12 protein-coding genes are annotated in these 12,253 nt (G+C 58.4%); 1 reads left to right on the top strand and 11 read right to left on the bottom strand.

The window, feature by feature from the left end; genetic code table 11:
- Nucleotides 1–262 precede the first annotated feature (262 nt).
- The 10 genes from ACR0JB_RS18700 to ybgC all read right to left on the bottom strand — a co-directional run bounded on the left by ACR0JB_RS18700 (nucleotide 263) and on the right by ybgC (nucleotide 9,728).
- On the bottom strand, nucleotides 263–841 hold the full coding sequence (locus ACR0JB_RS18700) for an MOSC domain-containing protein (protein WP_480637417.1): 579 nt from the start codon (nucleotides 839–841) through the stop codon (nucleotides 263–265).
- A 105-nt stretch (nucleotides 842–946) separates the two neighbouring features.
- Complete coding sequence (gene ftsH, locus ACR0JB_RS18695; protein ID WP_170362401.1) at nucleotides 947–2,863, bottom strand: ATP-dependent zinc metalloprotease FtsH; 1,917 nt, start codon at nucleotides 2,861–2,863, stop codon at nucleotides 947–949.
- 76 nt (nucleotides 2,864–2,939) lie between these two features.
- Nucleotides 2,940–4,112, bottom strand: coding sequence for a tRNA lysidine(34) synthetase TilS (gene tilS, locus ACR0JB_RS18690; RefSeq protein WP_367648219.1), 1,173 nt, complete (start codon nucleotides 4,110–4,112; stop codon nucleotides 2,940–2,942).
- Between the two features lie 77 nt (nucleotides 4,113–4,189).
- The gene (gene ybgF / locus ACR0JB_RS18685; RefSeq protein ID WP_170399274.1) at nucleotides 4,190–5,020 is read right to left on the bottom strand and encodes a tol-pal system protein YbgF; all 831 of its coding nucleotides are present in this window, start codon (nucleotides 5,018–5,020) and stop codon (nucleotides 4,190–4,192) included.
- Nucleotides 5,021–5,024: 4 nt separating this feature from the next.
- Nucleotides 5,025–5,534 carry a peptidoglycan-associated lipoprotein Pal gene (gene pal, locus ACR0JB_RS18680; RefSeq protein WP_170399271.1) on the bottom strand — a complete coding sequence of 170 codons (510 nt, stop codon included), beginning with the start codon at nucleotides 5,532–5,534 and terminating at the stop codon, nucleotides 5,025–5,027.
- Nucleotides 5,535–5,622: 88 nt separating this feature from the next.
- Nucleotides 5,623–6,942 (bottom strand): Tol-Pal system beta propeller repeat protein TolB, encoded by a 1,320-nt coding sequence (tolB, locus tag ACR0JB_RS18675; protein WP_170506525.1) that lies wholly within the window; start codon nucleotides 6,940–6,942, stop codon nucleotides 5,623–5,625.
- Nucleotides 6,939–8,039, bottom strand: a complete 1,101-nt coding sequence (locus ACR0JB_RS18670; RefSeq protein WP_170399265.1) for an energy transducer TonB — start codon at nucleotides 8,037–8,039, stop codon at nucleotides 6,939–6,941. The genes tolB and ACR0JB_RS18670 overlap by 4 nt, the downstream gene beginning before the upstream one ends.
- Before the next feature lie 9 nt (nucleotides 8,040–8,048).
- Nucleotides 8,049–8,525: a protein TolR gene (gene tolR / locus ACR0JB_RS18665; RefSeq protein WP_170351708.1), complete on the bottom strand. Its 477-nt coding sequence runs from the start codon at nucleotides 8,523–8,525 to the stop codon at nucleotides 8,049–8,051.
- A gap of 2 nt (nucleotides 8,526–8,527) precedes the next feature.
- Nucleotides 8,528–9,223 (bottom strand): protein TolQ, encoded by a 696-nt coding sequence (tolQ, locus tag ACR0JB_RS18660; RefSeq protein ID WP_170351709.1) that lies wholly within the window; start codon nucleotides 9,221–9,223, stop codon nucleotides 8,528–8,530.
- Nucleotides 9,224–9,332: 109 nt separating this feature from the next.
- On the bottom strand, nucleotides 9,333–9,728 hold the full coding sequence (ybgC, locus tag ACR0JB_RS18655) for a tol-pal system-associated acyl-CoA thioesterase (protein WP_170351710.1): 396 nt from the start codon (nucleotides 9,726–9,728) through the stop codon (nucleotides 9,333–9,335).
- Nucleotides 9,729–9,908: 180 nt separating this feature from the next.
- Here ybgC and ACR0JB_RS18650 point away from each other — a divergent pair, with 180 nt between their 5' ends.
- On the top strand, nucleotides 9,909–11,615 hold the full coding sequence (locus ACR0JB_RS18650) for a SulP family inorganic anion transporter (protein WP_480645387.1): 1,707 nt from the start codon (nucleotides 9,909–9,911) through the stop codon (nucleotides 11,613–11,615).
- A gap of 3 nt (nucleotides 11,616–11,618) precedes the next feature.
- Here ACR0JB_RS18650 and ACR0JB_RS18645 read toward each other — a convergent pair whose 3' ends face one another.
- Nucleotides 11,619–12,242, bottom strand: coding sequence for a hypothetical protein (locus ACR0JB_RS18645; protein WP_480645385.1), 624 nt, complete (start codon nucleotides 12,240–12,242; stop codon nucleotides 11,619–11,621).
- Between the last annotated feature and the right edge of the window lie 11 nt (nucleotides 12,243–12,253).

Genomic DNA, 12,253 nt, shown 5'->3' with positions numbered 1-12,253 from the left:
CAGCAGATCGTCACTGGAGATGCCAATTTTCGCACCGATTTCCTGAATCGGCTTCTTGTTCGCCTCACGGGCGATTTCGATGTCGGATTTGTAGCTCATTGGGCAGGGTCCCTGATTGAATGCCGTGCGTGCCGACGCAATACGTCGGTGCTGATCAATCCATACCGTCGTGTACAATCGCAATGGATATGAATTCCGACATAATCATGGCGTGAAACGGCGTTGACCCAGTTCTGGCGCTGTTAGCGCAACATTCCGAGGCTTATAAGGGTTCCCACGCGCGCTGATCCGGCACAAAAAGCGAGACGGAGTCGTTCAGCTTCAACGTTCCCGGACGTTCGATCCAGGCCGTGACGCCACGACGGCCCCTGGCAGCGGTTTTGAACGTCTTGCCATAGCCTGGAATGTCAGATTCCATTTCTTTCCCTGGATAAATGCAAGGGCGGTTCTCCATATCAACGGTCATCGTAAGCCCATCGGGGGCCTGCAGCCGCGATGAGGGCGGAATATGGGTAAAATCCGGTATTCCCTTTAGCACGATCGACGCCCCCAAATAGGTGGGGTCGAGCGTTTCCAGCCCCATTTCACTTGCGATATCGTCCAGTTCTTCGGACGACAGAATCGTCAACTGACGCACATTTCGAATTTCAGTATCTTCGGGGTACAGGTTCTTCATACGCATACATGAGGCGCGATTGACCCCTGCGTGACGTGCGCCTGTTTCCCCGGTAAAATCAAGATCCAACCGATCGACCGGACGGGCGCGCAGCGAGCCACCTGACGGGACATGCCCCAACCAGACAACCTGCGCCGAATACTCGGTTTTTCGCATCACCGGCATGTGGGGCCTCGCTCCAAATTCCTGACAACGGCTCTTCGTACCGTACGTATCCCGACTGTGAAGTGAAGCAAAAAAGACCCGGGACAATGCCCGGGTCTGATGTACTTAAGCTGAAGGTTCCGGCTCCATCCCACCATCGGGCGGAGACTTCTTGACCTTTGTCTTGGGAATCGCCGTCACGCTGGGCGCGCTGCCCTCGTCGGGATTGTCACCATCATCATCACCCTCGCTGGGCGATTCACCGTTCATGACGCGCTTGATCTCGTCCCCGGTCAGCGTCTCATATTCCAGAAGACCCTGTGCCAGACGCTCCCATTCCTCGTTCTGTTCGGTCAGAATCTGGTGGGCGCGCTCGTAACCCTGCTGGATCAGACGCTTCACCTCTTCCTCGATCAGCTCTTTGGTATGGGCCGAAACCGAGAACCCGGCGGTATTGCCAGAGTATCCATCATGCGCCTCGGCATAGTCGATATTGCCGACCTTGTCCGACATACCCCAGCGCATCACCATGGCGCGCGCCAATTGGCTGGCCTGCATGATGTCACCGGCTGGGCCGTTCGAAACATGGTCTTCGCCGTACTTGATCACCTCTGCGGCTTTGCCCGCCATGGTCATGGCAAGCTTCTGCTCACATTCGTCACGGTGATAGTTCAGGCGATCCATTTCCGGCAGCGAAACAACCATGCCCAGCGCACCACCGCGCGGGATGATCGTCGCCTTGTAGACCGGATCACACAGCGGCAGAGTCAGGCCGACAACGGCGTGACCCGCCTCGTGATAGGCGGTCTTTTCTTTCTGATCCTGGGTCAGCACCATCGAGCGACGCTCGGCCCCCATCATCACCTTGTCCTTGGCATTCTCAAAATCTTCCATGGTGACAAAGCGACGGCCCACGCGCGCGGCCATCAGCGCGGCCTCGTTCACGAGGTTCGCCAAATCCGCTCCCGAGAAGCCTGGTGTACCGCGCGCGATGATGCGCAGGTCCACATCGGGGCCCAGAGGCGTCTTACGTGCGTGAACGCCCAGAATCTTTTCGCGGCCTTTGATGTCGGGGTTGCCGACGGTCACGTTGCGATCAAACCGGCCCGGACGCAGCAGCGCAGGGTCCAGAACGTCCTTACGGTTGGTGGCCGCCAGAATGATCACGCCTTCGTTGGCCTCGAACCCGTCCATCTCGACCAGCAACTGGTTGAGGGTCTGTTCGCGTTCGTCATTACCACCGCCATAACCGGCACCACGATGGCGACCCACGGCGTCGATCTCGTCGATGAAGACAATACAGGGCGCGTTCTTCTTGGCCTGTTCGAACATGTCGCGGACACGGGATGCACCGACACCAACGAACATCTCGACAAAGTCGGAGCCCGAGATGGTGAAGAACGGCACACCTGCCTCACCCGCAATGGCACGGGCCAGCAGCGTTTTACCGGTACCCGGAGGGCCAACCAGCAGCGCGCCCTTCGGAATCTTACCGCCCAGACGGCTGAATTTCTGCGGGTTGCGCAGGAATTCCACGATCTCCTCCAACTCCTCCTTGGCCTCATCAATGCCCGCGACATCGTCAAAGGTCACGCGACCATGCTTTTCGGTCAGCATCTTGGCCTTGGACTTGCCAAAGCCCATCGCGCCGCCTTTGCCACCGCCCTGCATCCGGTTCATGAAGTAAATCCAGACACCGATCAGCAGCAGGAAAGGCAGCAGCGTGATCAGGAAGGACTGAAACCCGGATTGCTGCTGTTTCACGGCCTGAACGGGAATGTTCTCATCGATCAGCAGCTTGGTGACTTCGGCATCGGCGGGTTTGATGGTGACATAGGTCGCGCCGCTTTGCGTGGAATAGCGAATCTGTTCACCGTCCAGCGTCACATTTTTGACTTCGCCGCTTTCAACTGCGCTGACAAAATCGGAATAGGTTCTTTCATTGCTCTGAAGCGTTCCGCCCTGACCACTGAAGAAATTGAACAGTGCAAGGATCAGCAGAAACAGAACGACCCAGAAGGCGATGTTACGAGCGTTGCCCAAGGAATATCTCCCAAAAGATTTCGGCAGGTGCGGGTCTGCCGGTTTGCCCTATAAAATAGAGATGATTCAAGCATGTTCAATGCGATAAAAGCGAAGAGTAAAACTCGGGCCTTTGTGGGGCCATTTCGGCTGTCCAACCGTTGGAATAATCAACTAGGGGTGCAGCAAGCAGGTTTTCACCGCTCCACACGGCAGGCGAGGCCAAAAGCGCCATACGTGGTTTGCCCAATGCGCGCCATTCCGGCACCTGCGGCAAACCAGTCTCACCCAGCGCACGCACCTCGGCGCCCACGGCCCGAGGGCCGGACAGAACCCAGCGGTCATCCCAAAGCTTTTCCGGGTTGGTGATTTCTGTCGCCACGGCGTTTAGCTCTCTGCAAAACCACATTTTATCGCCGTGTGGGATCAACAAACAGCCCGCCAGTGTCAGGGTCTTTGCATCCCGAACGGCTGCCACAGCCTGATCCACCGCAGCCCCGCGCGGCGGATAGCCCGGTCCTGCAATCCACGCGGTGATTCCAACGATCAGCCGTCGTTGGATCTCTGCCGGAAGCCGTTCAAAGCCGTTGCGGTCCACGCAGACGTCCCCGCCATCAACTGCAGTAACCCGTCGTGCGGATTCCTGCGTATAACGCGCCAGTGCTTCACGCGCTTGTGCAAGATTTTCGGCCACGCGCGACAGCGATTGTGCAGAAATTCCCAGCGGTTCCAGCCCTGTCAGGGCTTCACGCGCTTTGATCCGATCGAATTTGAAGTCCTGATTCGACGGGTCCTCGATCCAACTTGCACCTCTCCGTGACAGGTAGCCGCGCAGGGTTTGCCGGGTGATTCCCAACATCGGGCGCAGCAGCGACACGCCGTTTTGGTCCCGTACCCAAGGCATCCCTGACAATCCCGTCACTCCAGCCGCCCGGCCTAACCGCATCAGAACAGTCTCGGCCTGATCATCGGCTGTATGTCCCAAAGCAATCGCCGGGATGTCATTGCGGTTCGCCCAGTCGGTCAACAATCGGTACCGCGCCTGACGGGCCTGATCCTGCAGATTGCCTGTGCCATCCCACCCCTGCCACCGCAGCGTTTCGTGCGGGATATTCAATCCAGCGGCCTGTTCGGCCACGCAAATAGCCTCAGATGCCGATTCGGGGCGCAATCCATGATCCACGGTGGCAGCGAACAGATCGACCTGCTCGGCCTGAGCGATTTCATGCAACAGATGCATCAGCGCCACCGAATCCCCGCCACCAGACACGGCGATACCCAAACGTGGCGGCAGTCGGTCAGGAAGCCGCTTGCGGAGTTCAGATCGAAGTGTTTCGGCCTCGCCCGTCAAGAACAGCCCAGCGAAGCCATTTCCTGAGTGGCGGCGGATACTGTGGCCGAGGCCGGGAACCGCACGCCAACCTCTGTCAGGGTGATACAAGCCTGTTCGGTTTGTCCCAGACGCCCCAACGCGGCACCCAGTTCAAACAGGGCCTCGGGGGCAAACGCACCCTCGGAATCGCCGGTAAAGCTGGCCAGGAACGCCCGTGCGGCCTCACGCGTGTCGCCCAATCCGTCCAGCGCCTGCCCGCGCTTCAAATGTGCTTCGGGCGCAAGCGGGCTGCCTGGATACGACGAATCGAACTGCGCGAACTGGTCGGCTGCGGCCTGAAAATCCCCTTCAGACAGGGCCAGCGCAGCAGCTTCGAAGTCTGATTGTTCGCCGATCGCCAGTTCCCCCTGCTCACTTACCGAAGAGGGCGTTGGTGAAATGGGTACCGCAGAACCGACCGTAGCTCCTGAATCACCACCCAAGGTCGAGGTTTCGCCAAGCGTACTCAGATCTCCGCCTTCCAGTTCGACCAGACGGAACTCCAGGTCACCGATCCGGTTGGTGCCATCGGTCACGACGTTCTGAACTCGCTGATTTAGCTGCTCGGTCTGGCTCGTGAGGCGTTGCAACTCGGCCTCGATCGCGTCGACCCGTTCCAGAATGGAACTGCCAGACAGGTTCGGCGCCGGAGATCCGGTCGTCGAAAACTCACGCTTTAGGCGTTGAATCTCCACGTGCAGCACTGTCAATTCCTGACGGATATCCGCCAGCGTCTGCTGATCCTGTGCTTGTGCCACACCGGCGGTCGCAATAACTGCGGCCAGAACCCATCCTGCAAGTCTCATCGTTTTACCCCAAGGTTGAACCGGTCAGCACCGTAACCGCGCGGCGGTTCTTGGAATAGCATTCCTCGGTGCTGCAAATCTCAATCGGGCGTTCCTTGCCGTAGCTGACTGTTGTCAGGCGGTTCCCTGCCACCCCGCGCGAGATCAAATAGTCGCGGGCCGCATTCGCCCGTTTCGCGCCCAGACCAAGGTTATACTCGCGTGTGCCTTGTTCGTCTGCATGACCCTCGATAGTAGCCACGAAATCCGGGTTGGCCAAAAGCCAATCTGCCTGCCCCTGCAAGACCGTTTGCGCCAGCGGCGTCAGTGTGGACTGATCCACTGCAAACAATACCCGGTCGCCAACAGTTTGCTGGAAATAGGCGGGCGAGCGCGGATCGCTGGGCGAGCCCGGCGCAATGGCACCATTTGCGCCATTTCCAAAACCGCCACCCAGTGCCGATGGATCGTTGTTGGTGCAGGCGGCGATTACACTCAGCGCGCCTATAGCCAGAACTTTGCCCAATACGTTCATTTCAAGTGCCTCGTTGTTTTATCGGTTTATTGCCGTCTCTGTATCACAGTGCAGGATTTTTGTGAACTTTTCCAACCGCCTGCCCCGATCAATTCTGCAATGGCCCCCAAGACGGATCGCTGCCGCCATCCGGAGTGCGCACCGGATGCAAGTTCCGCCCCGAAATATCCACCGAATACAGCGTCGCCCGCCCGCTGGCCCCCTGCGTTTCGCGGGTGAACATGATGACGCGGCCATTGGGGGACCAGGTCGGCCCCTCATCAAGGAAGGATGAGGTCAGCAGTCGTTCTTCACTGCCATCCGTACGCATGACACCGATGTGAAAACGGCCCTTGTTCTGCTTGGTAAACGCAATCAAATCGCCACGCGGCGACCAGACCGGGGTGCCGTAGCGGCCTTGACCAAAGCTGATCCGTGTCGCCTCACCCCCATTGGCGGGCATGATATAAAGTTGCGGTGTGCCCGAGCGGTCGCTTTCAAACACGATCTGCGAACCGTCCGGGGAATAGCTGGGCGCGGTTTCAATGGCCGTCGTATTCGTCAGTCGAACGCTTTGGCCCGAGGCCAGGTCCATCTTCCACAGGTCGGTATTGCCGCCCTGAATCAGCGAATAAACAATCGAGCGGCCATCGGGCGAAAAGCGTGGGGAAAAGCTCATCGTGCCTTCTTGCGTCTGCAATTCGGTTCTTTTCACTCGGTCGACGTCCAGAACATAGATACGTGGCTGACCGGTTTCATAACTGGTATAGAGCAACCGATCGCCCGACGGCGAAAAGCGCGGGGCAAGGACGATGGCGGCACTGTCAGTCAGGTACTGCACGTTGGCTCCGTCATAATCCATGATCGCCAGACGTTTCAGGCGCTGATCCTTGGGCCCGCTTTCCGAAACAAAGGCCACGCGGCTGTCGAAATATCCGCCCTCTCCCGTGATGCGGCTGTAAACCTGATCGGCCACTTTATGCGCCATGCGCCGCCATCCTTCGGTGGTGCCCGCAAATTGCAGACCGTTGCCCAGTTCCTGACCCGAGAACACATCCCACACCCGGAACCGCACAGTCAGGCGGTTGCCCGAGACATTTACGGCACCCGTCACCAGCGCATCGGCGTTGATGGCTTTCCAGTCGGCAAACTGGACCGGCGCATCAAAACTGCTGACCCGGCTGATAAATGCGTCCGATGAGATTTCGCGGAACAGCCCGGTACCGGTCAGGTCGGCGGCAACGACCCGAGAGATGTCGTTGGCATATTGCGCCGCTGCTGGCCCGTCAGGCACGAAGTTCGGCACCGCAAAGGGCAAGGGTTCGATGATCCCCTGATCCAGTTCCAGACGCAGCGGTCCGCTCTGTGCGTATACCGGCGCTGTCAAAATCGTCAGGCCAAGCAATAGGCTGATCAGAAATCTCATCATTTGATCCGCATCCTCTCGGGATTGAATGTAATCTCAATATCTTGCCACTGAGCATATTTGTCAGCAGGCAGGTCGTAACCTTTGGCACCACAGCGCAATATTGCCCGTCTGGCGGCTTCGTAAGCTTGTTTAGCAGACGCCGTTGTTCCGCCCGAGCTATCGATCATACGCAGGCTACCGCCCTCCACCTTCCCTTCACGAGTCAATGAAAATCCAACGACTACAACCGTTTGCAAGGCATCCGTGGACAATGACCCAACGTTCCAACACTGCGACACGGCCAGACGCATTGCATCTTTCTCACCGCTTGTCAGTGGAGGACCAGAAGGCTCACTACTCTCCTGCAAAGCCTCGGCCAAAGCATCTTCAACGGCGTTTTCGTCAACTTGTGTTGGTGGCGTCGGCTCCTGCTCCTCAGGTTCTGCCACTACCGGATCTGCCGGTGGCGCGGGTCGGTTTGGCCGCACCTGCGGTCGCGGGGACGTACGCGGAGCGTTCTCTTTGGTTTCCTCGGCTTCGGTCACGATCTGATCCGTGGTCTCTTCCGGAGCGGTTTGATCCTGCTGTTCCTGCTGGGAATCGGCACCCTCATCCAGCGACACAGCGGGCGTTTCCACTTCGTCCGGTTCCGCCTCGGGCGGTGGTGGCGCAATGGGTTCCGGTGCAACCTTGTCAGCGGGGCGCGGCTGCGCCTCGGGGCCCGGAGCCACGGGCAGCACTTCGGTCACTGGCTCGGGCTGATCCAGTGTCGGCGCTTCGTCGACCACTTCGGGTTCTGGCGGAACCTCGACCGGTTCGGGTACGGGATCGGGCTCGGGTTCAGCTGGGGTCACAACCTCGGGTGGGGTTTGTTCTTCTTCAACCGGTGCGGGCGGTGTCACATCTTCGGTGGGCACTTCGGGCGGTTGCAGGGCAACGGGTGTCGACACCTCAGGCGCGGTACGCTGTGCGGTTAAAGCATCGAACTGATCAACCGAGACCACCGACACCTCCTGCACAGCCATAGGCAGGGGTTCGGACCGGAACGTACCGCCGAAAAAAGCCCATCCAATCAAGACGACATGGGCAACAGCCGAGATCTTGGTGCCGGTATCCACCGCGCGGCCTCACTCTCCACCTTCGTCCAGGGCCGGCCCGCCGCTATCGGTCACAAGACCCACATTGGAAAACCCACCCGCATTCAACGCACCCATTACCTGCATCACCTGCGCGTAAGGAATCGCCCCGTCGGCCCGAAGGAACACACGGTCACTGCTGCGTTCTGCCGCAATGGCGCGCAGTTTGCCAATCAACTCTTCGCGCACCACGTCCGTCGTCTGGATCTGCACTCGTCCATCCGCGGTCAGTGTTACGGTCAGTGGTTCTTCGTTATCGCCGGGCAAGGCACTGGCCGCCGTTTTCGGCAGGTCTACAGGCACCCCCACGGTCAACAATGGGGCCGCGACCATGAAGATGATCAGCAACACTAGCATAACGTCCACAAACGGCGTCACGTTGATTTCGGCCATTGGCTGCGCCCGGCCGCGACGCCGCCCGCGTCTGCGCCCGTTCCCACCACCGTTTTGCTGAACTGCCGCGCCCATCGTTAGCTGTCCAATTGTCGCGACAGGATGGTGGCGAACTCGTCAGCAAAGGCTTCGTACCCGCCAACGATCCGGTCACTATCCGCACTGAGCTTGTTGTAGAAAATGACCGCCGGGATCGCCGCCAGCAAGCCCAGACCCGTGGCCAGCAACGCCTCGGCAATACCCGGCGCCACAACGGCGAGGTTTGTATTCTGTTGCTCGGCAATCTCGATAAAGGCGTTCATGATGCCCCAAACGGTTCCAAACAGACCAATAAACGGCGCGGTCGAACCGACGGTCGCCAGAATGGGAAGGCCCTTTTGCAGCGTCTCAGCCTCTTTCGCGATGGCAACGTCCATGGATCGGTCGATCCGCGCCGTGGCCCCGGCGATCAGCCCGCCATCAGTGCGATGAGACCGCCGCCATTCGATCATACCGGCGGCAAAAATCTTTTCCGAACTGCCATCAGGCTGCGTTCCAATCTGTTCGAACAGCTCATCAAGGGGGTTCCCTGACCAGAAGCTTTCATCAAACACCTGGGCCTCACGTCGTGCCGCGCGGTAGTTGATCAGCTTTTGAATGATGATGCCCCAGGACCAGATAGATGCGCCGATCAGCATCAGCATCACCAGTTTGACGATAAAGGTCGCGCGGGCATACAGCCCCCACATGGAGAAATCGATCTCCTGCGCCAGCGCCAGCGTTTCAGCTTCCATGAACCTGCTCTTTGTTTTGCCTGTTGGCCGTTCGTTTGGCCTTGTTTTGCCAAACGCTAACCCAGATGGTCCTGAAAAGCCAACAGAACCACCCCAACTCCGCAATTTGTTACAGCAATGCGCGAATCTCTGCCGGAAGCCGCACCGGTTTGCCCTGTGCATTCATGCAAACGGCGGTGACAGTAGCACGAAAAATCTCGGTTTCGCCCCTTTTCACCAACTGCCCCATCGTAAGCCGAACGCCCGAGCGTGAAATGAAATGAGTTTCGATGGTCAACTCATCGTCGAACTTGGCCGGGGCCAGGTAATCCGCCTCAATCCGCCGGATGACCCAAACGATCCCATCATCGCGCATGGCGTTTTGGTCATTGCCCAACCGGCGCACATAGTCCGACCGGGCGCGCTCGATGTATTTCAGGTAATTCGCGTGATAGACCACGCCGCCCATGTCGGTGTCTTCATAATAGACCCGAACCGAATAGATGTGCTTTTGCGGGTCGGTCATACTGGCATTCCATCCTGTTGAAATCTTTGGAACGGGGCAGGACATGCCTCACACAGATGCAGGCCAACGCGCAATCCCTATAAGGTTACAAAAAATCAGATCACCCAACACTTGGTATCGAAATTTATCCCCTAGCTGGCTAGGCTGACCAAATAGAGATTTGAATTTAAAGGGGATCCCATGGCCACCCCCCACCGAGAAGAGGGCAAATTCCCACTGCCCTTCCTGCAGGGTATCGTGCCGATCAAGCGGTCGTCCCTGCCGACTGAGGTTCTTGCCGGACTGACCTTTGCCTGTCTCGCGATCCCCGAGGTGATGGGCTACACCAAAATCGCAGGCACCCCAGTGGTGACGGGACTGTACACGATCCTGATACCGATGGCGCTGTTCGCCCTGTTCGGATCATCGCGGCATCTTGTCGTGGGGGCGGATTCCGCCACGGCGGCCATAACTGCGTCTGCTCTGGCGGGTATGGCGGTGTCAGGATCTTCGGAATATCTGGCGCTGGCCTCTCTGCTGGCGCTGATGGCAGCAGTGCTGTTGATTGCCGCGCGCCTGATCGGCCTTGGCTTTCTAGCCGATTTCCTATCTCGGACAGTACTGGTTGGCTTTCTGACTGGCGTAGGCATTCAGGTCGCCACGGGAGAGGTGCCCGGAATGCTGGGGATCGAGGCGTCGGGCCACGGAACGCTGGCCAAACTTCAGGGCTTGATACAGCACTATGACCAGACAAGCTGGCCAACGATCGCGGTATCCTTGTCCGTTCTGGTCGTCGTCATTGGGTGCAAAAGTTTATCGCCCAAAATACCGGGCCCGCTGATCGCAATTTTGGGCATCATCCTTTGCAGTTGGACTTTCCAGTTCAGCGCGGCGGGCGTCACCGTGCTGGGCGCGGTTCCCGGTGGCCTGCCCGCCCTTTCAATCCCGGATGTGGATTGGAACTGGGCTCTGTTCAAGCAACTGACCCCTACCGCCCTGTCGATCTTTGTGGTGATCCTTGCCCAGAGCGCCGCAACCTCGCGCGCTTATGCGGCCCGGTACGAGGACAAGTTCAGCGAAAACACCGATCTTGTCGGGTTGGGTTTTGCCAATCTCGGCGCGGCCTTTACTGGCACTTTCGTCGTCAACGGCAGCCCCACCAAAACCGAGATGGTGGCCAGCGCCGGAGGCCGCAATCAAATCGCACAACTGACGACGGTGGCGATTGTTCTGGTGGTAATCCTGTTTCTGACCGGGCCGCTTGCGTTCCTGCCAAATGCCGCGCTGTCCGCGGTAGTTTTCCTGATCGGTGTAAAGCTAATCGATTTGAAGGGCCTTGCTGCCATTTATCGTCAGGCACGGTCAGAATTCTGGATCGCGGTGGCCACAGCAGGTGTTGTGGTTCTGATCGGGGTCGAGCAAGGGATCATCCTTGCCATGGTTTTGTCGCTGATCGACCACACGCGCCGGGGGTACCACCCCAAGAACGCGATCATCGCCCAAAGCCCTGATGGCGGCTGGCATGTAAGTCCCGTCACCACGTCAAATCAGTTCAAACCCGGCCTGATGATCTATCGCTTTTCCCACAGCATTTATTACGCCAACACGCAACGGCTGTCGGACGAGGTCGCTTCAATCGTCAATAGGGCCGACCCCAAGTTGCGGTGGTTCTGCATCGAAGCTTCTGCCATTGATGATGTGGATTTCACCGCAGGTTACTCATTGCGAAATATCCACGGCTTGCTGCAGTCCAAGAACATTCGACTGGTTTTTCTGCTAGTCGAACCGGATGTCCGCAAAGAACTGGACCGCTACGGTGTCACCGATCTGGTCGGGCCTGACGCATACTTTGACACCGGCAGCGATCTAATTCAGGCGTTTCAGCACCAGAGCAAACCACCTGCCTAGGCTTTATTGCGGCGCTTGTAGCCGCGCAAACAGCCTCAGCGCGTGTGACGCATCCTGCGCAGCCCCGGGCAGGATCGGGTCATAGGCCGCGCGGATCACCTCGGCGATTTCGGGTCGCAGAACGGTTGTTTCCCCGGCAACAGCCAATGGGGATTGGGTCCGAAATGCGGTGTCCGACCACAGCAAGATGGTCTGCACCACCTGGCTAAGCGCGAGTGTTTCCGCCGGAACCTTGGACAGTTCCTTGTCCATTCTCAGAAAAACAAAAGCCGCGCGGATCGCTCCATCTTCTTCAAAGCGGAAAATCCGGTACTGGTTGGCATCCGCAGCCATCAGACGATCCACCAGGTGTGCCAGATCGGGAATCAGCCGATCCAGATCGGGAACCTCCAGCAGCTCTTTCCAGTCTCGGAAAAAGAACACCATGCAATTGGCACCCAGTTCCGGATCCGTTTCGGCCATCTTGTGCCCGGCTAATGCCACCACGGCCTCGATCGCGCCTTTGACGGTTGCCAGTGTTTCATCCTCAACACCAAAGACAATCGGCACGATGGGGCGCCCCCAACGGGCAAACAGAAACTCACCACTTTCGCGCGTAAAAAGCGCCTCGATCTGATCGGGTGTCACGCCCTGCCCCT

The organism is Ruegeria sp. BI7 (assembly GCF_056537925.1).
Note: the sequence above shows the minus strand (reverse complement) of the source record. Positions and strands in the feature narration are given on the sequence as shown.